Origin of the sequence: Microbacterium sp. BWR-S6Y, from assembly GCF_041379845.1 — a bacterium.
Classification (GTDB): Bacteria; Actinomycetota; Actinomycetes; order Actinomycetales; family Microbacteriaceae; genus Microbacterium; species Microbacterium hydrothermale.
In genome coordinates this window covers 62,418-88,133 of the sequence record NZ_JBFECV010000007.1, presented here as the reverse complement: position 1 = coordinate 88,133, position 25,716 = coordinate 62,418, and the positions used below count along the sequence as shown (strand labels likewise).

At 71.0% G+C, this 25,716-nt stretch carries 21 protein-coding genes, 1 tRNA gene and 1 other RNA gene; 14 read left to right on the top strand and 9 right to left on the bottom strand.

Annotation, left to right across the window (positions count from 1 at the left end):
* Positions 1-5: 5 nt before the first annotated feature.
* Both AB1K56_RS14840 and AB1K56_RS14835 read right to left on the bottom strand, forming a co-directional pair.
* On the bottom strand, positions 6-869 hold the full coding sequence (locus AB1K56_RS14840) for a hypothetical protein (RefSeq protein WP_371206270.1): 864 nt from the start codon (positions 867-869) through the stop codon (positions 6-8).
* Positions 870-1,094: 225 nt separating this feature from the next.
* Positions 1,095-1,787 (bottom strand): NTP transferase domain-containing protein, encoded by a 693-nt coding sequence (locus tag AB1K56_RS14835; RefSeq protein WP_371206269.1) that lies wholly within the window; start codon positions 1,785-1,787, stop codon positions 1,095-1,097.
* 197 nt (positions 1,788-1,984) lie between these two features.
* On the opposite strand from AB1K56_RS14835, the gene AB1K56_RS14830 reads away from it, so the two are divergent.
* Genes AB1K56_RS14830 through AB1K56_RS14820 form a run of 3 tightly spaced genes read left to right on the top strand, consistent with a single transcriptional unit; the run spans position 1,985 to position 6,201 of the window.
* Positions 1,985-4,345: an ATP-binding cassette domain-containing protein gene (locus AB1K56_RS14830; RefSeq protein ID WP_371206268.1), complete on the top strand. Its 2,361-nt coding sequence runs from the start codon at positions 1,985-1,987 to the stop codon at positions 4,343-4,345.
* An 11-nt stretch (positions 4,346-4,356) separates the two neighbouring features.
* Positions 4,357-5,883, top strand: a complete 1,527-nt coding sequence (locus AB1K56_RS14825) for a hypothetical protein (protein ID WP_371206267.1) — start codon at positions 4,357-4,359, stop codon at positions 5,881-5,883.
* Between the two features lie 51 nt (positions 5,884-5,934).
* A complete protein-coding gene (locus AB1K56_RS14820) occupies positions 5,935-6,201 on the top strand; it encodes a DUF3039 domain-containing protein (RefSeq protein ID WP_136585370.1) in 267 nt (88 codons plus the stop codon).
* 125 nt (positions 6,202-6,326) lie between these two features.
* Here the strand turns inward: AB1K56_RS14820 and AB1K56_RS14815 are convergent, their stop codons facing one another.
* Entirely contained in the window at positions 6,327-7,652 is a 1,326-nt protein-coding gene (locus AB1K56_RS14815) for a nicotinate phosphoribosyltransferase (RefSeq protein WP_371206266.1), read from the bottom strand.
* A gap of 234 nt (positions 7,653-7,886) precedes the next feature.
* Between AB1K56_RS14815 and murI the strand changes: the two genes are divergently transcribed.
* The 4 genes from murI (at position 7,887) to AB1K56_RS14795 (ending at position 11,067) form a co-directional block, all read left to right on the top strand.
* Complete coding sequence (murI, locus tag AB1K56_RS14810; RefSeq protein WP_136585372.1) at positions 7,887-8,705, top strand: glutamate racemase; 819 nt, start codon at positions 7,887-7,889, stop codon at positions 8,703-8,705.
* A gap of 37 nt (positions 8,706-8,742) precedes the next feature.
* Entirely contained in the window at positions 8,743-9,468 is a 726-nt protein-coding gene (gene rph / locus AB1K56_RS14805; protein ID WP_136585373.1) for a ribonuclease PH, read from the top strand.
* A gap of 2 nt (positions 9,469-9,470) precedes the next feature.
* A complete protein-coding gene (rdgB, locus tag AB1K56_RS14800) occupies positions 9,471-10,067 on the top strand; it encodes an RdgB/HAM1 family non-canonical purine NTP pyrophosphatase (protein ID WP_371206265.1) in 597 nt (198 codons plus the stop codon).
* Between the two features lie 82 nt (positions 10,068-10,149).
* The gene (locus AB1K56_RS14795; RefSeq protein ID WP_371206264.1) at positions 10,150-11,067 is read left to right on the top strand and encodes a cation diffusion facilitator family transporter; all 918 of its coding nucleotides are present in this window, start codon (positions 10,150-10,152) and stop codon (positions 11,065-11,067) included.
* 143 nt (positions 11,068-11,210) lie between these two features.
* On the opposite strand, the gene AB1K56_RS14790 is transcribed toward AB1K56_RS14795, so the two are convergent.
* Positions 11,211-13,640 (bottom strand): ATP-dependent DNA ligase, encoded by a 2,430-nt coding sequence (locus tag AB1K56_RS14790; protein ID WP_371206263.1) that lies wholly within the window; start codon positions 13,638-13,640, stop codon positions 11,211-11,213.
* 322 nt (positions 13,641-13,962) lie between these two features.
* On the opposite strand from AB1K56_RS14790, the gene AB1K56_RS14785 reads away from it, so the two are divergent.
* A complete protein-coding gene (locus AB1K56_RS14785; RefSeq protein WP_371206262.1) occupies positions 13,963-14,814 on the top strand; it encodes a Ku protein in 852 nt (283 codons plus the stop codon).
* 33 nt (positions 14,815-14,847) lie between these two features.
* On the opposite strand, the gene AB1K56_RS14780 is transcribed toward AB1K56_RS14785, so the two are convergent.
* Both AB1K56_RS14780 and AB1K56_RS14775 read right to left on the bottom strand, forming a co-directional pair.
* Complete coding sequence (locus tag AB1K56_RS14780) at positions 14,848-15,597, bottom strand: DedA family protein (RefSeq protein WP_371206261.1); 750 nt, start codon at positions 15,595-15,597, stop codon at positions 14,848-14,850.
* Positions 15,598-15,645: 48 nt separating this feature from the next.
* Positions 15,646-15,727, bottom strand: a tRNA-Leu gene (locus AB1K56_RS14775).
* 137 nt (positions 15,728-15,864) lie between these two features.
* On the opposite strand from AB1K56_RS14775, the gene AB1K56_RS14770 reads away from it, so the two are divergent.
* A complete protein-coding gene (locus AB1K56_RS14770; protein WP_371206260.1) occupies positions 15,865-16,890 on the top strand; it encodes an NADPH:quinone reductase in 1,026 nt (341 codons plus the stop codon).
* 74 nt (positions 16,891-16,964) lie between these two features.
* Here the strand turns inward: AB1K56_RS14770 and AB1K56_RS14765 are convergent, their stop codons facing one another.
* Together AB1K56_RS14765 and AB1K56_RS14760 are read right to left on the bottom strand one after the other, a co-directional pair.
* The gene (locus AB1K56_RS14765) at positions 16,965-18,764 is read right to left on the bottom strand and encodes a M20/M25/M40 family metallo-hydrolase (protein ID WP_371206259.1); all 1,800 of its coding nucleotides are present in this window, start codon (positions 18,762-18,764) and stop codon (positions 16,965-16,967) included.
* A 210-nt stretch (positions 18,765-18,974) separates the two neighbouring features.
* Positions 18,975-20,207 (bottom strand): MFS transporter, encoded by a 1,233-nt coding sequence (locus tag AB1K56_RS14760; protein WP_371206386.1) that lies wholly within the window; start codon positions 20,205-20,207, stop codon positions 18,975-18,977.
* A 71-nt stretch (positions 20,208-20,278) separates the two neighbouring features.
* Here AB1K56_RS14760 and prfB point away from each other — a divergent pair, with 71 nt between their 5' ends.
* The 4 genes from prfB to smpB all read left to right on the top strand — a co-directional run bounded on the left by prfB (position 20,279) and on the right by smpB (position 24,066).
* Positions 20,279-21,391, top strand: a complete 1,113-nt coding sequence (prfB, locus tag AB1K56_RS14755; RefSeq protein ID WP_136585382.1) for a peptide chain release factor 2 — start codon at positions 20,279-20,281, stop codon at positions 21,389-21,391.
* A 182-nt stretch (positions 21,392-21,573) separates the two neighbouring features.
* Positions 21,574-22,599, top strand: a complete 1,026-nt coding sequence (gene ftsE / locus AB1K56_RS14750; protein WP_371206258.1) for a cell division ATP-binding protein FtsE — start codon at positions 21,574-21,576, stop codon at positions 22,597-22,599.
* Positions 22,596-23,513, top strand: a complete 918-nt coding sequence (gene ftsX / locus AB1K56_RS14745) for a permease-like cell division protein FtsX (protein ID WP_371206257.1) — start codon at positions 22,596-22,598, stop codon at positions 23,511-23,513. The genes ftsE and ftsX overlap by 4 nt, the downstream gene beginning before the upstream one ends.
* A gap of 76 nt (positions 23,514-23,589) precedes the next feature.
* Positions 23,590-24,066, top strand: a complete 477-nt coding sequence (gene smpB, locus AB1K56_RS14740; protein ID WP_076676126.1) for an SsrA-binding protein SmpB — start codon at positions 23,590-23,592, stop codon at positions 24,064-24,066.
* 204 nt (positions 24,067-24,270) lie between these two features.
* On the opposite strand, the gene AB1K56_RS14735 is transcribed toward smpB, so the two are convergent.
* Entirely contained in the window at positions 24,271-24,930 is a 660-nt protein-coding gene (locus AB1K56_RS14735; RefSeq protein WP_371206256.1) for an SIMPL domain-containing protein, read from the bottom strand.
* A 336-nt stretch (positions 24,931-25,266) separates the two neighbouring features.
* Here AB1K56_RS14735 and ssrA point away from each other — a divergent pair.
* Positions 25,267-25,636: a transfer-messenger RNA gene (gene ssrA, locus AB1K56_RS14730) on the top strand.
* Positions 25,637-25,716 lie beyond the last annotated feature (80 nt).

Here is a 25,716-nt window from a genome sequence, read left to right as displayed (position 1 = left end):
TGCCGCTAGCGGGTGGCGTCGTCGTGGCCCGTCGTGCGCTCGGTGCCGCGGCGGCGGGGGAGTGCACGCCGCGCCGCCGACTCGGTCGCACGCCCGGCCCTGCCCACCGCGGCGGCGATCGCCTCGCCCGCCCGACGCGCGCCGCCCGCGGCGGCGTTCTCGAGCCGCTCGGCGCCGGGGCGCGGCTCGAGGTCGGCGGGCAGTTCGTGCGGCGCCGTGCCGAACGCGCGGCGGGAGTGCACGAGCACGCGCCGGCCGAGGATGTTGTTGCCGGCTCCGCCCACGACGGCGCCGACGCCGAAGGGGAGGGCCTTGCCGATCCACGAGGCACTGCCGCGGGCCGCGAACTGCCGCACGAACATCGTCTTGAGTCGGTCGACGAGCGGGCCGATGGCCGCGCGGGGAAGCGTCGAGGTGACCATCTCGCCCCACGAGGCGGGGCGACCCGCTCCGCGCCCGGCCGCCTGCGCGGACAGCTGCGACACCAGGTCGACGCCCTCTTTGCCGAGGATGAGGGCGAGCACGAGCGCCCGGGCCCGATCCGGGTCGTCGACGGCGACGCCGTGCACCTCGGCGACCGACTGGGCGTACAGCGCGGTCGCCTCGAGGAAGCCGAGCGTCTCGACGCCGCTCAGCGCCAGCGTCACCCCCGTGCCGATCCCCGGCACGACCGCGGTGGCGCCGACCGCCGCGCCGCCCGTGGTGACCGCGGCGAGGTATCGACGCTCGAGGATGGCGAGGATCTCGTCGACCGAGGCACGCGGATGCCGCAACCGGATGCTGCGCAGGTGCGCGAGCACCACAGGTCGCTGCACCGAGAGCACGCGGTCGAGCATGCGGATCGCGCGCGGGTGCTCCTCCGACCCCACCGGGGGGGGAGTCCGCCCGCCCAGGGCGCGTCCTTCGGGAGGGAATGGATGCGGTGCACCTTCTCTGCCATGCAGGCATCCTCTCCTGGGCGGCTGAACGCCGGGGGTGAGGCGCGACGCTCCGGCGGCCGGGGCCGCGGGGAGCGCGTGTCGGGCGAGCGCGCGTCAGGCTAGCGCGCGTATGACGAGCACGCGTCAGGGGAGCTCGCGTCAGGCGAGCGCGCGTCAGACGAAGAGGTTCGCCCGCTCGAGGTCCTCGGCGAAGTCGACCTCGACCGCGTACAGGTCGGAGATGTCGAGGGGCTCCACGCGCATCCCGTCCTCGGCGATGGCGAGTTCGAGGCCGCGCTCGAAGTAGTCCTGGTCGTCGACCCGCTGCAGGTGGCGCTGGAGCGTCTTCTTGTCGCGCGACGAGACGTAGTTGATGCCTACGGCTTCTCCCACGCCGCCCACGACGACCTTCGAGAGCTCGTGGATGAAGCCCTCGGCATCCACCGTGTACTTCACCTCTTCGTCGCTGACCTTCGCGGTGTCGACGGTGACGAACGAGCGGTCGTCGTCGACGAGGTGCGCCGCGCGAGCGAGCACGTGCGGGTCGAAGACCACGTCGCCGTTCATCCACAGCACGCCGCCGCGGCCCGTCTTCGAGAGCGCCCGAAGCAGGCTCTTCGAGGTGTTGGTCTGGTCGTAGCGGTCGTTGTAGACGTAGTCGACGCGCGGGAAAGCATCGACGATGGTCTCGGCGCGGTAGCCGACCACTGTCGTGATGCGGGCACGCGCGCCGAAAGCGGAGCGGATGTTGTCGTGCTGCTGCTGCATGATGCTGCGCCCGTCGGCGAGGGGCGTGAGCGGTTTCGGCAGGCTGCGGCCGAGGCGCGAGCCCATGCCCGCGGCGAGGATCACGATCTGAACTGTCAAGGCTGGCTCCTGGGGGGATGAGTCGTCATGTCCGGTTCACCGGAATGTCACGCCTTCGTGTTCGATCAACTGTAGCGAGAGCCCCCTGCGAGGTGGCATGATCCGCCCCGGTCGTTGTGGTTTCGTGATGACGACGGATCATTGCGCCGCGCGACCAGCCTGCGGGCGGTGTCGGAGGTCGTTGATAGTTTGGTGCGATGACAGCTTCGCTGCCGGATTCCCCCGAAACGTCCTCGTCTTCCTCCGAGGGTGGTTCGGAGAGCGTCGAACCGGCGGCCACGCCGGCGAAGCCGCGGACGCCCCGTGCCCCTCGCACCTCGACGCCGCGCACCCCCGCGCCGCGCACGACGACGCCGCGCACCCCTCGGCGCGCTCCGGGGGCGGCGGCGGCTACGCCCGCCGATGCGACCGACGACGGCGACGCGTCCACGGCTGCCGCCCCGAAGCCGCGGGCTCCCCGCGCTCCGCGCGCGGCCGGAACCACGGCCGCGACGCCGCGCACCCCGGCGGCGAAGAAGCCCACGGCGGCGAAATCCACCGGCGCCAAGACCACCGCGGCGAAGACCACCGCCTCGAAGACAACAGCGTCGAAGGCCGCCGCCTCGAAGACCACTACCGCCCGGACGGCGGGCGCGAAGGCCGGCACGGCGACGCCCGCCGCGAAGCGCCCCGCGGCGAAGAAGCCCGCCACGCCCCGCACCGCCGCAGCGGCTGCCCCGGGTGGGTCCGCCGAGACGATCGAGGAGCCGACCGGCTCCGGGCCGGCGCCGTCGACCGACGATCAGACCTCGTCGCCGGCGACGCCCACGACCCCGGCGACGCCGGAGTCGGTCTCGCCCGTCGTGCTGCCCGACGGCATCGTCGTTCCTCCCCGGCCTCCGCTCCCCGGTGCTCCGGACGGCTCCGCGGCCGCCGCTGTCGCCGCCGTCGCGCCGGTGCCGGCGGATGACGCGGAGGTGACGGATGCCGCGGACTCGGCGGGGCAGGACCCCCGCGTCGATGCGGCGGATGGACAGGACCTCGTGTCGGCGGACTCCACGGCCGCGGACCCGACGCCCGCGGATGTGGCGGTCGAGGAGCCGATCGTCGAGGAGCCTGTTGTCGAGGAAACCGCTGTCGACGCGCACGCTGTCGGGGAGCCTGCTCTCGAGGAGCCTGCTCTCGAGGAGCCCGCTCTCGAGGAGGCCGCTCTCGGGAAGCCCGCTCTCGAGAAGGCCGCTCTCGGGGAAACCGATCTCGAGGAGCCCGTCGCGGCCGACCCCGTCGCTGGACAGGCCGTCGCCGAGGAGCCCGTCGCCGAGGAGCCCGCTCTCGCGAACGGCGCGGACACCGACGGCCCGGCGCTCGACGACGACGGCGTTCCTTCCGAGCGCGCCGCGGACGCCGCGTCCGAAGGCTCGGACGACCGGACGCTCGTGCTCGATGTCCCCGATGTGCCCACCGGCCCGACGGGTGACGACGAGGACCCCACGCCTCCCGACGTGCGCGTCGAGGAGCTGACCGGCGACGGTTCGCCGGTGGGAGGCGATGGCGACGCGGCGGATGTCCCGGTATCGGGGGAGCCCGTGTCCGACGAGCCCGTGTCCGACGAGCCCGCGTCGCTCGACGACCTCACCGACCAGGACGCACCGGCCGCGGACCACGACGACACCATCGGTCCCTCCGCGCCGGAGGCGTCGACGATCGAGGCTGCGGCATCCGTCCCCGCCGCGTCCGACGACGAGACCGACGAGGTCACTCCCGCTGCGGAGGTCGCGGCGACCGTCGAGCAGCGCTCCGCGGACGACGACGCGGCGGCGGTCCCGGTCCTGAGCCTGCGGAACGTGTCGAAGTCGTTCGGCGAGCTGCGCGCCGTCGATGCGATCGATCTCACCGTTCCGGCCGGTTCGTTCTACGGCCTGGTCGGCCCCAACGGCGCAGGCAAGACCACCACCCTGTCGATCATCGCGGGCCTGCTCCGCGCCGACAGCGGATCCGTGACGATCAACGGCGTCGACGCCACGAAGCGTTCGCGCGAGGCGAAGAAGCTCATCGGCGTCCTGCCCGACCGCCTGCGCACCTTCGACCGCCTGACCGGTCGGCAGCTGCTGTCGTACTACGGCGCTCTGCGCGGCCTGCCCGCCCCGCTCGTCGAGAGCCGCACGGCAGACCTCGCCCGCGCTTTCGACCTCGTCGACGCGCTGGCCCGCCCCGTCTCCGACTACTCGGCCGGGATGACCAAGAAGGTCATGCTGGCGGGCGCCATGATCCATTCGCCGCGCCTGCTGGTGCTGGACGAGCCGTTCGAGGCCGTGGACCCCGTGTCGAGCGGCGTCATCCTCGACATCCTCGGCTCGTACGTCGACCACGGCGGCACGGTGATCCTCTCCAGCCACGGCATGGAGCTCGTCGAGCGCGTCTGCTCGCGCGTCGCGGTGATCGTGTCGGGTCAGGTGCTCGCCGAGGGCACCGTCGACGAGGTGCGCGGAGAGGCGACGCTCGAACAGCGCTTCCTCGAGTTGGCCGGTGGCCTGGGCGACGTGGAGGGCCTGGAGTGGTTGCACACGTTCTCCGCCTGAGACTCGCGATGATGGTGGGCGCCCTCCGCGGCGACCCGCGCGAGGTCGTCCGCCGTGCCATCGGCGTCGTGCTGCTCATCGCCGGAACCATCGTGGCCGCCGTCAGCGCGGCCGGTCTCGGCGACACCGACAGCCTCACCACGGCCGTCGTCACCGTGCTCGCCGGTTCGGCCGTGACCCTCGGCTTCGCGGTGGGACCGCCGGTGACCGCGTCCGTCGACCCGCTCGACCCTCGACGCTTCGCCGTGGTCGGGCCCGAACCGCGCCCGCTCGCCGGTGCCCTGCTGTTGGCCGGGTTCCTCAGCGTGCCGGTGTTCGTCGTCCTGGTGCTCGGCATCGGTCTCGCCATCGCGTGGGGAGGCCACGGCGCTCCGGCTCTCGCGAGCATCGTGTCGGTCGTGCTCGGGCTGACCACGTGCGTCCTGCTCGCGCGCGTCAGCATGGCCCTCGGCGCGCTCGTGCAGCGCCCCCGGCAGTCGCGCGAACTCGTCGGCGTCTACCTCGTCGCCGTGCTGGTGGTCGTCGTGCCGGTGGGCGTCTTCCTCGGCTCGCTCGAGTGGCGCGGTGCTGTCCCCTCGCAGCTGGCATCCGCCGCCGAGATCCTCGCGTGGACGCCGATCGGCGCCGCGTGGGGCATCGCCGTGGCCCCGAGCGTCAGTGCCGCCGTCGGCAGCCTCGTCGTCGCGCTGGTCACGATCGCCGTGCTCGTGCTGGCCTGGTTCGCGCTCGTGACCGCCCTGCTCACCACGACGCGCCGACCCGCGGCCGCGCGGGAGCGCGGCGGGCTCGGCTGGTTCGCCATTCTGCCGGGAACGCCCGGGGGAGCCGTCGCCGCCCGCAGCCTGTCGTACTGGCTGCGCGACCGCCGCTACATCGTCAACGTGATCGTCGTCCCGATCGCCGCCGTCGTCTCGACGGTCCCGCTGCTCGTCGCCGGCGTCCCTTTCGAGATCGCCGTGCTGCTGCCCGTGCCGATCATGGCCCTCTTCTTCGGCTGGCTCCCGCACAACGACCTCGCGTACGACTCCACCGCCCTGTGGATGCACATCGCCAGCGGCATGCGCGGAGCCCCCGACCGCATCGGCCGTCTCGTGCCCGTCCTGCTCATCGGCATCCCGGTGCTGGCGGTCAGCCTCCCTCTCGCGATCGTCGCCCACGGCCGGTGGGCCATCCTGCCCGCCATGATCGGCGTCTGCGCGGCGCTCTTCCTGGCCGGTCTCGGTCTGTCGAGCGTGTCGTCGGTCCTCGCCCCCTATGCGGTGTCGCGTCCGGGTGACAGTCCCTTCCAGCAGCCCCAGCGCACCGGTTCGGGCGGAGTCGTCGCCCAGGGCCTGGTCATGGCCGGGGCCATCGCCACGGCTCTGCCCGCGATCCTGCTGACCTGGGGGGCCGTCGGCGGCGACACGATCGACGCGATGCTCGCGATGTGGGTGGGAATCGGCGGCGGGGCGGTGGTGCTGATCATCGGCGTCAGCGTCGGTTCGGTGCTGTTCGAGGGACGCGCCACCCGCCTGATGGAGTTCGCCGAGGCGACCTGAGCGCGAAGCCGACCGAGCCGTGCGTCGAGGTCGCGGCTACACTGGCTCACCATGAGCACGCCTCTCGACAGTCCGGACAGCGGGGGTCTCGCGACCCTCGATCGCGAGCTCGAAGAGCTCATCCGCGAAGAGAACATCGAGCCCGGCGACCACGAGCGTTTCTCGCACTACGTGAAGAAGGACAAGATCCTCGAGTCCGCGATCACCGGCAAGCCCGTGCGGGCCCTGTGCGGAAAGAAGTGGACCCCGGGTCGCGACCCCGAGAAGTTCCCGGTCTGCCCGCAGTGCAAAGAGATCTACGAGTCCCTCGTCAACTGACCGACCCGCCGGCCCCTCCGCGTCCCGACGCGCGAGGGGCCCTCGCTTTCCGCCGCGGGCGCCTCGCGGCCTCGGCCCCTGCGGAGCGGGCGGACTGATCGCTCCGCGCCCTGCGAGAGCGCGGGTCAGTCCGCGTCGCGATACTCCGTCGGCAGGGCGGGGTCCGCCTTGCTGAGCGCGAGCGCGCGGATCGGCAGTTCCTCGCGCACGCGGGCGTGGTGGGCTCGCGCGGCCTGCACGCCATCGCGGCCCACGGATGCGGCATCCGCCTCTCCGCCCTCCATGAGCGTCGTCTGCAGGGCGCGGGCGTCGGGGTGCTCCGACGCCGTCGACAACTCCTCGAAGCCGTCGCTGACGACGATGAGCTCCGACGTGGCGGTGCCGTCGACGAGCGTGCGGAAGGCGGCCTTGCGTCCGCCGTGCGAGGCCTTCTCGGCGGATGCCTTCGCCACGGCCACCCACGACCCGTCCGCCGCTTCGCGCGCGACGAGCTTGAACACGAGTCCCGCCGTCGGCACGCCCGAGCCCGTCGCCACGGAGGTTCCGACGCCGTAGGAGTCGACGGGGGAGGCAGCGAGGGCGGCGAGCGCGTACTCGTCGAGATCGCTCGTCACCGTGATGCGGGTGCTCGTCGCCCCGAGCTCGTCGAGCTGTGCGCGCACCTCCCCGGCGACGATCGGCAGGTCGCCCGAGTCGATGCGCACCGCGCCGAGCTCCGTCCCCGCGACGCGCACGGCCGTGCGCACCCCTTCGGCGATGTCGTACGTGTCGATGAGCAGCGTCGTGCCGGTGCCGAGGGCCGCGATCTGCGAACGGAACGCGTCTTCTTCGCTGTCGTGCAGCAGGGTCCAGGCGTGCGCCGCCGTGCCCATCGTCGGCACTCCCCAGCGCCGCCCGGCCTCGAGGTTGCTCGTGGCCGAGAAGCCGGCGATGTACGCGGCCCGCGCGGCGGCCACGGCGGCCTCTTCGCTCGCGCGACGGGATCCCATCTCCGCGAGCGGGCGGTCTCCGGCGGCGACGCTCATGCGCGCCGCGGCGGTGGCCACGGCCGAGTCGTAGTTCAGGATGCTGAGAGCGAGCGTCTCGAGCAGCACCGCCTCGGCGAAGGAGCCCTCGATCGTCAGCAGCGGGGACCCGGGGAAGTAGATCTCGCCCTCGCGGTAGCCCGTCACCGACCCCGAGAAGCGGTAGTCCGCGAGGAAGTCGATCGTCGTGGCATCCACCACTTTCTCGTCGCGCAGGTAGCGGAGCTCGTCGTCGCCGAAGCGGAAGTCGCGGATCGCCTCGAGAAGACGGCCCGTTCCCGCGACGACGCCGAACCGGCGTCCGCCGGACAGGCGGCGACCGAAGACCTCGAACACGCAGCGGCGCTGCGCGGTACCGTCGCGCAGGGCGGCGTCGAGCATCGTGAGTTCGTAGCGGTCGGTGTGCAGGGCGGTACTGCGCGTCATCGCGCCAGCCTATTGCGGCCGGTTCCCGGGTGCCGGGTCGCCTGCTGCCCCTTGACGTGCTCCGGTGCCGCGACACAACGCAGGACATTCGGCCGGCACACCGCGCCGACCCGCGGGGGACGTCCGGCGGTACGGTACATCTCCTGCGTCATGCCCGCCCCGCGCCGGCCGAGCACCCGACCCACCCCGCGCCCGCCCGGCGCACCCGGAACCCGCCCGGTAGGCTGGACCCCTATGGATGACGCGCCGATCGGGATCTTCGACTCGGGAGTCGGCGGTCTCACCGTCGCCCGGGCCGTGTCGCAGCAGCTTCCGCGCGAGTCCATCCTCTACATCGGCGACACCGCCCGCTCGCCGTACGGGCCCAAGCCCATCGCCGACGTGCGCAAGTACTCGCTCGAGGTGCTCGACACCCTGGTCGAGCAGGGCGTGAAGATGCTCGTGATCGCGTGCAACACGGCATCCGCGGCGATGCTCCGCGATGCGCGCGAGCGTTACGACGTCCCCGTCGTCGAGGTCATCGGGCCCGCCGTGCGCACCGCGATGTCGACGACGCGCAACGGTCGCATCGGCGTCATCGGCACGGTCGGCACGATCGGCTCGCGCGCCTACCAGGACATGCTCGAGGTCAACGAACGTCTCACCGTGTTCGCCGAGGCCTGCCCGCGCTTCGTCGAGTTCGTCGAGGCCGGTGTCACCGACTCGCCCGAGGTGCTGGCCACCGCGGAGCAGTACCTGGCGCCGCTCCGCCGCGCCGGGGTCGACACGCTCGTGCTCGGGTGCACGCACTACCCGTTCCTCGAGGGAGCCATCAGCTACGTGATGGGTCCCGACGTGAGCCTCGTCTCGAGCGACAGCGAGACCGCGAAAGACGTCTTCCGCCAGCTCGTCTCGCGCGACCTGCTCGCGAGTCCCGACGCCGTGCCGACGCACCGCTACGAGGCGACCGGCTCGTCGGCCGACGACTTCCTGCGCCTGGCGCACCGCCTCATGGGCCGCGAGGTGCGCGAGGTGCAGCTCGTGCAGACCGGCGCCATCGACCTGCCGCGCTGAGGCGCGGCATCCACCCGTTCCTTTCCCTGGAGGACTCATGACACGCAAAGACGGCCGCACCAACGATCAGCTCCGCCCCGTGACCATCGAGCGCGGGTGGTCGGCGCACGCCGAGGGCTCGGCGCTCATCACCTTCGGGGGCACCAAGGTGCTGTGCACGGCCTCGTTCACCAACGGCGTGCCGCGCTGGCTCACCGGCAAGGGCAAGGGCTGGGTCACCGCGGAGTACGCGATGCTCCCGCGCGCGACGAACAGCCGCAACGACCGCGAGAGCATCAAGGGCAAGGTCGGCGGGCGCACGCACGAGATCTCGCGCCTGATCGGCCGCGCCCTGCGCGCCGTGGTCGACACCAAGGCGCTCGGCGAGAACACCATCGTGATCGACTGCGACGTGCTGCAGGCCGACGGCGGTACGCGCACCGCCGCGATCACGGGGGCGTACGTCGCCCTGGCGGATGCCATCGCCTGGGGCCGGGAGAAGAAGTTCATCGCGCAGCGCTCCGAGGTGCTCATCGACTCGGTGTCGGCGGTGTCGGTCGGCATCATCGACGGTGAGCCGATGCTCGACCTCGCCTACGTCGAGGACGTGCGCGCCGAGACCGACATGAACGTCGTCGTCACGGGCCGGGGGCTGTTCGTCGAGGTGCAGGGCACCGCCGAGGGCGCGCCGTTCGACAAGGCCGAACTCGACCGCCTTCTCGACCTCGCGGTGAACGGTTGCGCCGACCTGCGCGGCATCCAGTCGACCGCTCTCGAGGCCTGAGCATGGCGCGCGTCGTCCTCGCCACCCACAACCCGCACAAGGTCGAGGAGTTCCAGGCGATCGTCGCCGCGGTGCGCCCCGACCTCGAGGTCGTCGGGTACGACGGCCCCGAGCCGGTCGAAGACGGGGTGACGTTCGCGGCCAACGCGCTCATCAAGGCGCGAGCGGCGGCCCGGCACACGGGACTGCCCGCGCTGGCCGACGATTCGGGCGTCGCGGTGGACGTGCTGGGTGGTTCGCCCGGCGTGTTCTCGGCGTACTGGGCCGGACACAGGAAGGATGCCGCCGCCAACCTCGAGCTGCTGCTCGACCAGTTGTCCGACGTCGCCGATCCGCACCGCACCGCGCAGTTCGTGTCGGTCATCGCCCTGGTGCGTCCCGACGGGACCGAGGACGTCGTCGAGGGCCGCTGGCCCGGGCGACTCGCGACGGCTCCCGCCGGACCGGGCGGCTTCGGCTACGACCCGATCTTCGTCCCCGACGGTCAGCCCCAGGGGGCCGAGCGCACCGTGGGGGAGTGGACGGCCGAGGAGAAGAACGCCCAGTCGCACCGCGCACGCGCGTTCGTCGAGCTCGCCCCGCTGCTCGCGCAGCTGTGACCCGGCTGGGCTGACACCGGTTCTCATTCCCGAGTTCCGCGGAAAGACGCGGCTCGACGACGGTCCGCCCTAGCCTGGAAGCATGCACGATCACGCTCCGTCCGGCGGCATCCGCGATGCCGGCCATCGGCGCCTGCTCGCCACCGCCCTCGCGCTGACGAGCGCGGTGATGGTCGTGCAGATCGTCGGGGCGATCCTGTCGGGTTCGCTCGCTCTGCTGGCCGACGCGGCGCACATGTTCACCGACGCGGCGGCTCTCGTCGTGGCCCTCGTCGCCACGGCGATCGCCGCGCGCCCGGCCGATGATCGCCGCACCTACGGATACCAGCGCGCCGAGGTGCTCGGGGCGCTGGCGAACGGCGTCATCCTGATCGCCCTGTGCGTCTGGGTGGGGATCGAGGCCGTGCAGCGACTCCTCGCCCCCGCCGAGGCGGAGGTGCAGGGCGGACTCATGCTGATCGTCGCCGTCGCGGGCATGATCGCGAACGCCGTGTCGATGTGGCTGCTCAGCCGCGCGCAGAAGCGCAGCATCAACGTGCGCAGCGCGTACCTCGAGGTGCTGGGCGACCTCGTCGGATCGATCGCGGTGATCATCGCCGCGATCGTGATCGTCACGACCGGCTTCTCGCAGGCGGATGCCATCGCCTCCCTCCTCATCGCGATCCTCATCGTGCCGCGGGCCCTGGGGCTGCTGCGCGAGGTGGTCGTCGTGTTGACCGAATCCGCCCCGGTGGGTGTGCAGGTCGCCGAGATCCGCGATCACCTGCGCGAGGCGGACGGCGTCGTCGACGTGCACGACGTGCACGTGTGGCAGCTCACCCGCGGCGCCCCCGTCTTCAGCGCGCACGTGATCGTGGAGGATGCCGCGCTGAGCGACGGCCGCGCCGCGGCGATCCTCGCGTCGTTGCAGACGTGCCTGGCCGACCACTTCGACGTCGAGCACTCGACGTTCCAGCTCGAGCCGGCCGGACACGTGGAGCACGACACGCGCCACGCGTAGGCGGGTCGCCGGGAACGGGATGGGGCCCGGGAGGGCCGGGCTCTCGGCGGGCACGACACGCGCCGCGCGGAGGCGGGTCGCCGGGAACGGAACGGCTCCCTGCCGACGGGACCTCAGTCCTCCCGCACGACCTCGCCGGGACCTCAGTCCTCCCGCATGACCTCGCCCGGATCCTTGTCCGGCCGCAGCCCCCGCCAGCGCGCCTGACGCAGGATGCCGCCGGGCGTGAACTCCGCGAACTCCACCTCTCCCACGAGTTCCGGTCGCACCCACAGCGCGTCGCGCGCATCGGCGGCGGGGACGCCGACGAACGGATCGCTGTCCGCGCGCAGCGGCTCGAGCAGCTCGCCGAGCCGCGCGAGCGTCTTCTCGCCGAAGCCCGAACCCACGCGTCCCGCGTACCGCAGCCCGTCGGCGGACGGGACGCCGACCAGCAGCGACCCGATCGTGCCCGCGCGGTTGCCCTTGCCGGGCCGGATGCCGCCGATCACGACCTCCTGCATGCGCGAGTGCTTCACCTTGAGCCACGATTCCGACCGCACCCCGCGGCGATACGTCGACGACGGGTCCTTGACCACGACCCCCTCGAGCCCGAAACGCCCGCTCGTGGAGACCGCGGCATCCACGTCGTCGAAGACGGGTGGAACCACCACGGGCGGTTCGCACGCGGCGGTGAGGTCTTCGAGCACCCGTCGACGCTCGGCGAGGGGGAGGGATGCCACGTCGCGCCCTCCCACCCACAGCACATCGAAGAGGTAGAGGTGCACGGGCGTGCGCGCCGCCTCCCGTTCGATCTCGCGCGGCTGCGCGAGGTTCATGCGCTTCTGCAGGAGCGGGAAGCTCGGCCGGCCGGTGTCGTCGAGAGCCACGATCTCGCCGTCGAAGACGGCGGGTTCGGATCCGAGCCCCAGGGCGACCGCGGTGAGGTCGGGATAGGCGGCGGTGAGGTCGTTGCCGTTGCGAGACCGGAGTCGCAGGCGGCGGCCGTCCCAGATCCCCAGACCCCGGATGCCGTCCCACTTCATCTCCACCCAGGGTGTTCCGCCCCAGCGGGCGGCTGCGGCGCGCGCGATGCCCGGCGTCGCGGCGGTGGCGAGCATCGGCCGGAGCTCCGCGGGCGTCGGCGCGAGAGGTGGAGCGGATGACGTCGCCGAAGCGGGCTGGCCGTGATCCTGGGCTACCACGGGCTCACCGTCGGTCTGGGGCCGGCCGTCGGCATCCGTCTTCATCCGGTGCAGCAGCCACTGCGACTTCTCGCCCCGCCCCTCGGTGCGGATGAGGGCGATCCGCACCCGGCCGAGGGGCCCGCCCTCGCGGCCGGACAGGGTCGCGATCACCTCGTCGTCGCGCCACTTCTCGAGCTCGTACGTGCCGGAGTCCCAGACCGTCATGGTGCCGGCGCCGTACTCCCCGCGGGGGATCTCGCCGGCGAAATCGAGGTACGGCAGCGGATGGTCCTCGGTCATGACCGCGAGGCTGTTCTTCGCGGTCGTCGGGGGCACGCCCTTGGGTACCGCCCAACTCACGAGGACGCCATCGCGTTCGAGACGCAGATCCCAGTGCAGGCGCGAGGCGTGGTGCTCCTGGATGACGAAGCGGGAGAGGTCGCCTGTGCCAGGGTCGCCGTGGGGCGAGTCGGGCACCGGCTCGGGCGTGCGGCCGGCGGAGCGCTTCGCGATGTACGCACGCAGGGGGCCGTGCACCTCGTCGACGGAGGCCAGGGGGTCGTCAGGGCGCGCGAGCACCTCGGTGAAGAGCAGGTGGCGCAGCCCCGGATCGTCGAGCTCGGCCCACGTGCGCGGGGCCGCGACGAAGGGCTGCGGGCGACCGCGCAACGAATACGGCGCGATGGTGGTCTTCGACCCGTTGTTCTGGCTCCAGTCGATGAAGACCTTGCCCGGGCGGGCGGCCTTGGCCATCTGGCTGACCACGAGGTCGGGGTGATCGGCCTCGATCGCCCGCGCGAGTTCTTTCGCCACGGCGCTCGCGGCTTCGCTCGACGAGCGTCCGTCGAGGCGCGCGTAGAGGTGGATGCCCTTGCTGCCGCTGGTGACCGGCAGGGGATCGAGGCCCATGTCGCGCAGGATGACCCGCGCCCACCGGGCGACCTCGGCGCACTCCGCGAGACCCACGCCCGGGCCGGGATCGAGATCGAGCACCAGGCGGTCGGGGTTGTGCCGCGCGCCCTCGCTCGAGAAGCGCCACTGCGGCACGTGCAGTTCCAGGCTCGCCACCTGGGCCAGGTACACGAGGCTGGGGAGGTCGTCGACGACCGGATAGTCCTTGGCCCCGGAGGAATGATCGATCGGGAAGCGCCGCACCCACGCGGGGGCTCCGGGCTCGAGGGCTTTGGCGAAGAACGGTTCGCCCGGGGCCGTCGTCGTGCCGACCCCGTCGGGCCAGCGCTTGCGGGTGAGCGGACGATCGGCGATGTGGGGGAGCAGTAGCGGGGCGATGCGCGAGTAGTAGTCGATCACCTCGCCCTTGGTCGTGCCCGTCTCGGGGTACAGCACCTTGTCGAGGTTCGACAGCCGCAGACGGCGCCCGCCGATGCGCACCGTCTGCTCCGTCATCGCCCCAGCGTAGGACCGAGGGAGGGCCGGATGCGGAGGGGCTTGCGGCCGGCGATCGAACACAACGCAGGAGTATTCCGGGATTCGGGGCTCGCGGGACGGCCCGCCGGCGCGGGAGCCTGACGGATCTCCTGCGTCGTGTCGCGCGGGGTCGCGCCGGTGGGGCGCCCGGCGGGTGACGCCGGGCAGGGGCGCGCACAACTCCTGCAGAGTGCCCGAGATCCTGCCGGTGGGCCGCCGGTTGTGCTGTGCTGCAGGAGTTATGCGCTCTTCGCGCGCAAGGGTCTCGGCATCCGCCCCTCCGACGGTGTTCACTGGGCACATGCGATCGATCTGGAAAGGTGCCCTGACCTTCGGCCTCGTCAACGTGCCGGTGAAGGTGTACTCGGCGACCGAGGACCACGACGTGTCGCTGCATCAGGTGCACAACAAGGACGGCGGGCGCATCCGCTACCAGCGCATCTGCGAGATCGACGGCGAGGTCGTGCCGTATCAGGACATCGACAAGGCCTACGACGACGGCGAGCAGACCGTCGTGCTCACGAAGGACGACCTGTCGTCGCTGCCGAGCGAACGCAGCCGCGAGATCGAGGTGGTCGAGTTCGTGCCGAGCGAGCAGGTGGACCTGCTGACCCTCGACAAGGCCTACTACCTCGAGCCCGACTCCTCGTCGCCGAAGGCGTACGTGCTGCTGCGGAAGACCCTCGAGCAGACGGACCGCACCGCGATCGTGAGGTTCTCGCTGCGGCAGAAGACGCGGCTCGCCGCCCTGCGTGTGCGCGGCGACGTGCTCGTGCTCCAGACGCTGCTGTGGGCCGACGAGGTGCGCGAGGCCGCGTTCCCGGCGCTGGACGAGAGCGTGCGCATCTCGGCGAAGGAGCTCGAGATGTCGGCATCCCTCGTCGACAGCTTCTCGAAGGACTTCGACCCCGAGGAGTTCACCGACGAGTACCAGCAGGAATTGCGCACCCTCATCGACGCGAAGCTCGAGCAGGGCGATGCTCTCGACACGGATGCCACCTTCGGCCGGGCCGAGGAGGAGGACGGCGGCGAGGTGATCGACCTCATGGAAGCGCTGCGCGCGAGCGTCGAGCGTTCGCGGGCGGCGCGGGCCGAGAAGGACGAGCCGAAGAAGAAGGCGCCGGCGAAGAAGAAGACGTCGAAGGCGTCGTGACGCGCCGACCCGCCCGAGCGGCGGTCGGCGGGATCAGCGTGCGGGCTGGTCGCCCTCTTCGAGCGTCTTCGGGTCGAGCGCGAGCTCGCGCGCCTCGCCGGGAGCGATGGCACCCTCTCGTTTGGCAGCGGCGCGCTCCCGGAAGAAGTGGACCGCGACGAACAACGCCGTGCCGGCGACGGCGGCCAGCAGGATGACGTCGATGTACTCGGTCACGATGTCGCGGATGAAGGGGATGTAGCCCACGGCATAGCCCAGCATCGTCAGGCCGATTCCCCACAGGACCGCGCCGATGAAGTTGTACAGGGTGTACTTCCGCCACGGCATGTGGCCCACGCCCGCCGCGATGGGGGCGAAGGTGCGCACGACCGGGACGAAGCGGGCGAGGATCACGGTCAGGCCGCCGAAACGCTCGAAGAACGCGTTCGTGCGCTCTACGTTCTTCCTGCTGAAGATCCCCGAATCCTTCCGCTCGAAGATCGAGGGGCCTGCTTTGTGTCCGATGAAGTACCCGACCTCGCCACCGACGAACGCGGCGACGCCGATCGCGAGGGCCACCCACCAGGCATTGATGCCGAACACGCCGTTGGGGGCGGCGGGCGTCGAATGCGACAGCAGCCCCGCCATGATCAGCAACGTGTCGCCCGGGAGGAGGAAGCCGACCAGCAGACCCGTCTCCGCGAAGATGATGAAGCAGACGACCAGCAGAGCCCAGGGCTGCGAGTTGGTGATGATGGTCGCGGGGTCGAGCCACGGGAGCAGTGCGGCGGTGGTGTGGATCACGACGGTCCCGTTCGGGTCGGAGAGGCGGTGCTGGACATGCGGAGAACGTGCGGAAGGGGGGACTTGAACCCCCACGCCCGAAGGCACAGGAACCTAAATCCTGCGTGTCTGCCGATTTCACCACTCCCGCGAGTGGGATCAGTCTAAACGCGCGGATCGGCGCTCTCGATGTGAACGGGCCGTCAAACGTCCGCAACCTCACCCGGTGCGTGTCGCGCGCGACGCGCCGACGGGAATTCCCGACGACCGAACGCGATTGACCCCCGTATGAAGGCGATCACGTACACCCAGCCCGGTGACTCCTCCGTCCTCTCCCTCGCGGAGCGTCCGCTGCCCGAACCCGGTCCCGGCGAAGTGCGCGTGCGCATCGTCGTGTCGGGCGTGAACCCCACCGACTGGAAGGCGCGCGCGACCACGGGCCGCCCCCTCCCGTTCGACGAGGTCACCCCGAACCAGGACGGCGCGGGGATCGTGGATGCCGTGGGCCCCGACGTCGACGGACTCGCAGTGGGTCAGCGTGTGTGGGTCTACCTCGCCGCCCATCAGCGTCCGACGGGCACCGCCGCGCAGTACTCGGTGCTGCCGGCCGCGCGGGCGATCCCCCTCGCCGACGGCGCCCCGTTCGAGCTCGGCGCGAGCCTCGGGGTGCCGGCGATGACGGCGCACCGCGCGCTGACCGTGCACGAGGACGGACCCTCGCGGCTCGCTCCCGGTGCGCTCGCCGGACGCACGGTCCTCGTCCAGGGCGGGGCGGGGGCGGTCGGTCACGCCGCCATCCAGCTCGCGGCGTGGGCCGGAGCGAAGGTCATCGCCACGGTCAGCAGCGACGCGAAGGCGAAGCTGGCCCGCGCGGCCGGCGCCCACCACGTGCTGCAGTACCCGAGCGCGTCGTTGGCGGACGGCATCCGCGAGATCGCCCCCGACGGGGTCGAGCACATCGTCGAGGTCGCTCTGGCCGACAACGCCGAGCTCGACGTCGAGGTCATCGCGAACCACGGCACGATCGGCTACTACGCCGACAACGGGGGTGACGCGTTCACCGCGCCCGTGCGGGTGAGCTTCGCCAAGAACGTCCGGTGGCAGGGTCTGCTCCTCTACACGGTGGGAGAGCGCGCGCTCGCCGCGGCGGCCGAAGACGTGGCCGCCGCCGTGGCCGACGGCGTTCTGCCGGTCGGCGAGGCGGCGGGGCTTCCGCTGACGTGGTTCGACCTCGCCGACACCGCGGCCGCGCACGACGCCGTCGAGCAGGGCGCGACGGGCAAGGTGCTCATCCGGGTGGCGGACGGGGAGTAACCCCGACCACCCACCCGCCACCGACGACGAACCGCCGGGACCCTCCCGGGCCCCGGCGGTTCGTCGTCCGATCTTTACTGCTGGGTGCGACGGCGGGCGATCACGGTGCCCGCTGCCACGATCAGGCCGAGCGCGAGCATCCCGAGGCCGATCGCCGGGAGCGGGGAGCCCTCGACGTCGCTTCCGGTGTTCGCGAGGCCCCCGCCGCGCGGGCCGCCCGCGGGTCCGCCGGTGACGCTCGGAGACGGGCTCGGGGCCGCGGTCGGTTCCGCCGTGGGCTCGGCCGTCGGGGCGACGGTCGGCTCCGTGGTGGGCTCGGTCGTCGGCTCGGGCGAGGGCTCGCCCGGCGTGGGCTCGGGCGAGGGCTCGACCGCGGCATCCCACGCGAGGGCGAAGGCCGCGTGCCCGATCGCGGGCGCGAAGATGTTGATCGCGTCGCGGTTGACGTTCGCGAGGGTGTCATTCACCGTGTGGTAGTTGCGGTCCATGAAGACCCCCGCCGTGCCGCCGAACAGGCGCGCCTGCTCCTCGGTCTTGATGTCGTCGGCGCCCGGGAAGAGGCCGCCCGCGGGGATGCCGTTGTCGATGAACGCCTGATAGTCGCTGCGGCCCGAGTACTCGGTGTCGATCCAGGGCTGCTCGATCGCGTCGAAGTAGTCGGTGTAGACCTTCTCGATCTCGACCGATCCCTCGGGGATCTCGACGGGCGCCTCGAAGGTCGACTCGTCGGCGTCGTAGACGCCCACGGTGAAGTTCTCCGAGCCGATCATGTCGTAGTTGAGGTAGGCCGAGATGCGGTTCAGCTCGTCGGGGTCGTTCGCGAGCACGTCGTCGACGTAGGCGGTCGAGCCGAGCAGGCCGACCTCTTCGGCGCTCCACAGGGCGAGGCGGATCCGCTTGTCGTTGGGGGTCTCGGATGCCGCGATCCTCTCGGCGAGCGCGAGGACGGCCGCGGAGCCCGAGCCGTTGTCGTTGACGCCCGGTCCCTCGGCCACGCCGTCGAGGTGCGCGCCGATGACGATGGTGTCGTCGGGGTCGCCCGCGACGCTGTCGGCGATGACGTTGAAGGACTCGGTCACGAGGAACTGCTTCTCGATCACGGCGGTCCCCTCGACGGGCGCGTCGGCGGGTGCCGCGACGATCAGGGCCGCGACGGCGTCGCCGCTGGCCTGGGGCAGGGTGGCGGCGGGGGAGTCGTTCTCGTCGCGGGGGCCGGATGCCACGTTGGTGAGCTGGTCGTCGGGCGTGGTGCCCTCCTCGGGCGGACGCTCGTTGTTGTAGACGAACACGGCTCCGGCTCCGGCGGCGGTGGCGTTGTCGATCTTGGCCTCGAAGGTGCAGATGCCGCGCTGGACGAGCACGATCGACCTGGCGGGGACGGTCGCGAAGTCGCCGGCCTCGCAGCCGAGGTGGGCGCCGTCGGCGTCGGTGGGCAGGGCGAGCGGGGCGGTGTAGTCGCCGTCGATGCCCTCGCTGAGGTCGAAGTGCGACCCCGTGTACGTGGTCCCAGCCACCGTGAGCGAGGCTTCGCCGAACTCGGTCGTGGGCACCTCGAAGCTCTGCCGCGACACGGTGAACGCGCCGGTGCCCTCGAGCACCTGCTCGGCGTAGGCGGCGGCGGCTTCGTAGCCCGGGCCGTTCCAGACCCGGTAGCCGTCGGCCGCGAACGATTCGCTGATGTCGGAGAGCTCGGTCAGGTGCGTCATGACGTCGGCTCCGGTCAGGCCGAGGTCGCCGGGCGCGGCGTCGGGCGCGGGAGCGGCGAACGCGGCGGGGGCGACCAGCAGGCCGCCGCCGATCAACGCGCCGGTCGCGAGGAGCGCCGATGCGCGTCGAACGCGTGAGGGAGGGGAATGCAGGGTGTGTCGGTGCACGATGAATGCGCCTCTCCGCGGGCGACGATGCCCGCATCATCCAGGGGGGAATGACGCGTCGCCCAGAGAAGGCGATCGCGAGACGATTCTCATAGCGGATTCGTAAAAAAGGCAACAGTGACCGGAATCTTTACGGTCCGGAAACATTCCGGAACGTCCGTGAAACCGCGTTCCATGTCCCGCGGAACGCCGTCCCGATCCGTCCCGTGCTCAGCGCGCCCGCGGAACGTACCGCGGAACCCACCGGACGAATCCCACCGCCCCCAGCACCGCGACGACACCCATCGCGCCGACCCCGATCGACAGCGAGGCCACCGCCGTGAGGGCCGACACGATCAGCGGGGCGACCGCGCCCCCGGCATCCGTCAACGTGCGCCACGACCCGAGGAACGCCGCGGGCTCGTTCGCCGGAGCGATGTCGGCGCCGAGGGTGAGCAGGATGCCGCTGGACAGGCCGTTGCCGACCCCGAGCACCGCGGCGAACATCGCGTACCACATGGCCGCCGAGCCGAGATCGTGGGTGAACGAGAGGGCGAGGAAGCCCGCGCCCATCAGGATCATGGCGGGGAGGGCGGCCCACAGGCGCCCGAACCGGTCCATCACCTGACCGCTCGCGTAGAAAAGGGCGAAGTCGATCGCCCCCGAGACCCCCACGACCACCGCGATGGTTCCGGCGTCGAGCCCCAGCGACACGCCCCACAGGGGCAGCACGACCTGCCGCGCCGAGCGCACCGCCGACAGCGACGCGGCGGCGAGGCCGAGCCGCGCCAGCACGCCGCGGAAGCGCCACATCGTGCGGAACACCCCGACCCGCTCCACGGTGGGGATCGCACCCGTCACGGGCTCCCCGGTGTCTTCGGCCTCGCGGGAGTCGCCGTCACCGCGTCCCGCCGCCCCGCCGACCGGAACCGCCTTCTCGGGGTCGGGGCCGAAGAACACCAGCAGGATGGTCGCGATCTGGCACACGGCGAAGAAGACGATGGATGCCGTCTCGTCGCCGAAGACGGCCAGCAGCGCCGCCGAGATGAACGGGCCCACGAACATGCCCAGTCGGAACGTGCCGCCCAGCAGCGACAGGGCGCGCGCCCGGAAGTGCAGCGGAACCCGCGTCGTCATGAACGAGTGACGAGCGAGGGCGAAGGATGCCGCGCAGAAGCCGATCAGGAACACGGCGGCGGCGAAGAAGGCGAGCGACTGCGCGAACACCACGGCGGTGAGTCCGCCGAGGATCACGATCCCGGCCGTGCCCATCGTCAGGCGCTCACCGAATCGTGCGACGGCCCACCCGGCGGGGATGTTGCCGCACAGCTGCCCCACCACGAGCGCCGCGGCCACGAGAGCGGCCACCGCGACGTCGGCGCCGAGACGGTTGGCGATCACGGGGATGAGGGGGATGACCGCCCCCTCGCCGAGGGCGAAGAGCAGCGTGGGGCCGTAGATCATCGGTGCGAAGCGCACCAGCACGTTCCGGGGAGAGTCGGCTGTCACCGTCTCCACGATAGGCTGGATGCCAAATGCTCGAACTCGATTTGACCGCCGACATCCAGGCGCTGCGCTCGACCTTCGCCGATATCCAGGCCGTGGTCGACGTCGACGCACTCACCGCCGACATCGAACGCCTCAGCGAAGAGGCGGGTGCCCCCGACCTGTGGGACGACGTGGACAACGCCCAGAAGGTCACCAGCCGCCTCAGCCACCGGCAGGCCGAGCTCAAGCGCATCACCGAGATCGAGCAGCGCCTCGACGATCTCGAGGTGCTCGTCGAGCTCGCCAACGAGATGGAAGACGAGGAGTCCGCCGAAGAGGCGCGCAAAGAGCTCGCCTCGCTGCGCGACGTGATCGGCCAGCTCGAGGTGCAGACCCTCCTCGACGGGGAGTACGACGCGCGTTCCGCGGTCGTCACGATCCGCTCGGGAGCCGGCGGCGACGACGCGACCGACTTCGCCGAGATGCTGCTGCGCATGTACCTGCGCTGGGCCGAGCGTCACAAGTACCCCGTCAAGGTCATGGACACCTCGTACGCCGAGGGCGCCGGCATCAAGTCGGCGACGTTCGAGATCGACGTCCCCTACGCCTACGGCACGCTCTCGGTCGAGGCCGGCACGCACCGCCTCGCGCGCATCAGCCCCTTCGGTGGCGCCGACAAGCGTCAGACCAGCTTCGCCGCCGTCGAGGTCATCCCCGTGATGGAGGAGGCCGTCGAGGTCGAGGTCCCCGAGGGCGACATCCGCGTCGACGTCTTCCGATCGTCGGGCCCCGGTGGTCAGTCCGTCAACACGACCGACTCCGCGGTGCGCATCACCCACATCCCCACCGGCCTGGTGGTGTCGATGCAGAACGAGAAATCGCAGATCCAGAACCGCGCCGCCGCCATGCGCGTGCTCCAGACGCGCCTGCTCCTGCTCAAGCGCGAAGAAGAGGCCGCCAAGAAGAAGGAGCTCGCCGGCACGATCACCGCGAGCTGGGGCGACCAGATGCGCTCCTACTTCCTCTACGGCCAGCAGCTCGTGAAAGACCTCCGCACCGGCTACGAGGTCGGCAACCCCGCCGTCGTGTTCGACGGCGATCTCGACGGCCTCATCGCGGCCGGTATCCGTTGGCGAAAGCGCAAGGACGACGACGACTGATCGTCTCTCAGGCGACGAGAGTCCTGCGGGTCCGAGAACGCGGCATCCACGACGACTCATCGTCTTCCCCGTGACAAGAGTCCTGTGGATGCCACCACCCGGCATCCATAGGACTCTTTCGGTTTCGCGACACGGCGCGTCCTGACAGGCTGCTCCGCACCCGCGCTTAGGCTCGTCGAGCCATGATCCGGTTCGAGAACGTCACCAAGAGGTATCGCGGCACCGCGAAGCCCGCCCTCAACGCCGTCGACTTCGAAGTGCAGCGCGGGGAGTTCGTCTTCCTCGTCGGCGCTTCCGGCTCGGGAAAGTCGTCGTGCCTGCAGCTCATCCTGCGGGCGGAGACCCCCAGCGAGGGGCGCGTGGTGGTGCTCGGGCGCGACCTGCGGACGCTGTCGAACCGCAAGGTCCCCTACTTCCGCCGTCACATCGGCTCGGTCTTCCAGGATTTCCGCCTGCTGCCGAACAAGACCGTCCACCAGAACGTGGCGTTCACGCTGCAGGTCACGGGAGCGTCGCGCGGCTTCATCCAGCAGGCCGTTCCCGAGGTGCTGGCGCTGGTCGGTCTCGACGGCAAAGAGAAGCGTCTTCCGCACGAACTGTCGGGTGGTGAGCAGCAGCGCGTCGCGATCGCGCGCGCCCTCGTCAACCGCCCCCAGGTGCTGCTGGCCGACGAGCCGACCGGAAACCTCGACCCCGGCACCTCGATCGACATCATGCGCCTGCTCGCCCGCATCAACGCGGGTGGCACGACGGTGGTCATGGCCACGCACGAGGCCGGCTTCGTCGACCAGATGCAGCGTCGCGTGATCGAGTTGCGCGGCGGAGAGATGGTGCGCGACGAGCGTCACGGTGGCTACGGCGACACGGCGAGCCTCCCGCGCCTCGCCCCGGAGATCGAGAAGGGCGCGGCCGCGGTGGCCGCCCTCACCGCCGTGCTCGAGGTGCAGCGTGAGGTCACGAGCGTGACGGGCCCGGTCGAGCCGCTGCCGTCGACTTCCGCCGCACGTCCGGCCGCCTCGTCGGATCCGGATGCCGCCGCCTCGACGCCCGCGGTCACCACGCCCGCCGCCGAGCCGACGCGCGAGCCCGGAACGAACACCCGTTCCATCCCGGTCACGACCCCCGACGTCGAGGCGCTGGGCGTCGCCGATCGCCTCGGCCTCGGCTCGAAGAAAGACCGCAACGACGAAGTGGGACCCACGTCATGAGGTTCGGGCTCATCCTCTCGGAGGCTTTCTCCGGCCTGCGCCGCAATGCCTCGATGGTCATCTCGGTGATCCTCGTGACCTTCGTGTCGCTCACCTTCGTCGGCGCCGCGATGCTCATGCAGATGCAGATCGGCAAGATGCAGTCGTACTGGGCCGACCGCGCCCAGGTGGCGGTGTCGATGTGCGCGACCGTTTCCGACGTCGACACGTGCACCGTGGGGCAGGCCGCGACGCAGGAGCAGATCGACGCGGTCAAGGCCAAGCTCGACGGCGACGCCCTCGCGCCCCTGATCCGCGACTACACCTACTCCACGAGCGAGCAGGTGTTCGAGAACGCGAAGGGGCTCCTGCCCGACGACATCATCGGTGTGGTCACCGCCGATCAGTTCAACGCCACGTTCAGCATCAACCTGGTCGATCAGAACCAGTCCGACGTCATCATCGAGGCCTTCAGCGGCCAAGCGGGCGTCGAAGAGGTCACGAATCAGATGCAGTACCTCGAGCCGTTGTTCCAGGCGTTGACGGTGGCGACGTACGTCGCGGTCGGCATCGCCGGTCTCATGCTGATCGCGGCGGTGCTGCTGATCGCGACCACGATCCGGCTCTCGGCCTTCGCGCGGCGTCGCGAGCTGGGCATCATGCGTCTCGTGGGGGCGTCGAACCGCTTCATCCAGACGCCGTTCATCGTGGAGGGTGTGCTCGCCGCGCTCATCGGCTCGGCACTGGCGAGCGTGGCGGTGTGGGCGATCGTGGGCGTCGGCGTCAATCAGTACCTGCGCGACCGCATCGGGTTCATCACCTCGTGGGTGGGACTCGGCGACGTGGCGTTCGTCATCCCGGTGATCGTCGTGATCGGTGTGATCCTCGCGGCCCTGAGTGCCAGTTTCGCGATTCGGCGGTGGTTGCGCGCGTGAGCGCCCGCAGCCGCGAGCTGCGGCATCCTGTAGGCTGAGGGGCTCTGTGTGCCCATGATCATGAGGAGGTGGCACCATGCCTCGTGAGCAGGGTGAGAAGCTCATCGCGTCGAACAAGAAGGCGCGTCACGACTACGCCATCGAGAAGACCTACGAGGCCGGTCTCGTGCTGACCGGCACCGAGGTGAAGTCGCTGCGCCAGGGGCGGGCGAACCTGACCGACGGCTACGCGTACATCGACGGGGGGCAGGCGTTCCTCGACGCCGTGCACATCCCCGAGTACTCGCAGGGTCACTGGACCAACCACTCCGCCAAGCGCACGCGCAAGCTGCTGCTGCACAAGGAGGAGATCGTGAAGCTCTCGCACGCGGTCGCCGCCGGCGGGTACACCCTCGTTCCGCTGCGCCTGTACTTCCTCGACGGTCGCGCCAAGGTCGAGATCGCCGTCGCGAAGGGTAAGCGCGAGTTCGAGAAGCGCCAGACGATCCGCGAACGCGAAGACAAGCGCGAGGCCGAGCGCGCGATGCGCACGAAGAACCGCCTGGGCGAGTAGGCGTCGTCGTTTCTTGCGGGAGCGTCCCGTCAGGATGACCCGTGCGAAGAACGGTCTGGGGGAGTAGGCGTCGTCGTTTCTTGCGGGAGCGTCTCGTCAGGATGACCCGTGCGAAGAACGGTCTGGGGGAGTAGGCCCGGTCGCCGCGGCGGAGGCGTTGCTTCAAGGCGACCTGCGCGAGAACCGCTCGGGCGCGAAGTCCCCTCACTCCGCGCGGAAGCGCCCCTCCACGACCGAGGTGACGACGATCTCGGGCGGCTGCAGGCTGAACGACGATCCACCCGGCGAGACGGACGCGGCCATCAGACGCGCCCCCAGCGGAGAGGGTGACTCCGGGCGCGTCGCGAGGAGTCCGGCATCCGCGATCTCGACGGCGGCGACGGATGCCAGGCCGAGGGCGTCCGCGTACGCGGTGGCGCGTTCGACGGCGACGTGCACGGCTTCGGCGGCGACCTCGCGCTCGGTGCGGGCGCGCGTCTCGGGGGAGAGGCGCCAGTCGACGGCCGTGACCTGCACGTCGTCGGACTCGGCGACGTCTCCGAGCCACCACGAGAGGGCGCCGGCGTCGGTGAAGGTGGCCGACAGCTCGACGCTGGCGTGGTGGATGAGGGGGAGCTGCGCGCCGTCGGCGTTCCACGGGCGGTCGGACCAGACCGAGACGCGCGCGCTCGACCATTCCGAGACCTCGCCGGAGCGCAGGTGCGCGACGAGGCCGTCCTGCACGGATGAGGCTCGCTCCTGCGCCTGCTCGACGACGGGGCCCCGTGAGGGGCCGTCGACCGAGACGGTGACACGCACCGCGGCTTCTTCGGCGCGGACACGGGCGCTGCTTTCGCCCCGGACCGTGATGACGACGTCGCTCATGCGGTGAGCTTACGGGAGGGGAGGCGGTGTCGCCGGGGAGCGCCGCTGGGCTCGGGGGTCCATCGCGGAGTCGCCTCCGCGGCGCGCGCGCCTGTTCCGCACCCCGCGTGCAGAACGCAGGACGCTCGCGACCGTTGCGCCGGACGGCCGCGTGAGGATGCCGTTCGTCGGGCCTGCGGGACGGATTCTCCTGCGTTGTGCAGGAGCGGCGCGGTCGGCAGGGGCGGGGGAATTCCGGGGTGCTCGAAGCGTTGTAGACTGTGAGGCTCGGGTGCCGATGGCCCCGGCGTGGCAACTCAACAGCGTGACAACGGCCGCTCCATTCCGGAGTTCTTGGGGGCTGATCGGTTTCGACAGCGCCTGCGAACCCGCGAGAAGCGGGCCGAGGATGTGGGGTTATCTCGTAAACGCTCCCTGCAAAACAATAAGTGCCAATGCTAAGCGCACTGACTTCGCCCTCGCTGCGTAAGCGAGCCCGATAGTCCGTCAGACCGTGTGTGACCCCGCCACGGATCCTGGCGTCATTTAGGGGTCTTGCTGCGTGACGGCGTCTGGACGTCACGCGGGACTTTTCCCAGGCTGGGCTCGTCGACTTAGGTGTCTGTGACAAAGGTCGGAGCCGAGCAGAACGTCTGCACAGACTGCGCCCGGAGAAAACGCGGAGACCCAGCGTTGGACGGGGGTTCGATTCCCCCCAGCTCCACGAGCCGTTGTCACGGTCGAGTTCGCGAGAAGCCCCTGTCCCCGCCCGTTTCGGCGGGGGCGGGGGCTTTTCGTGTGCGGAGT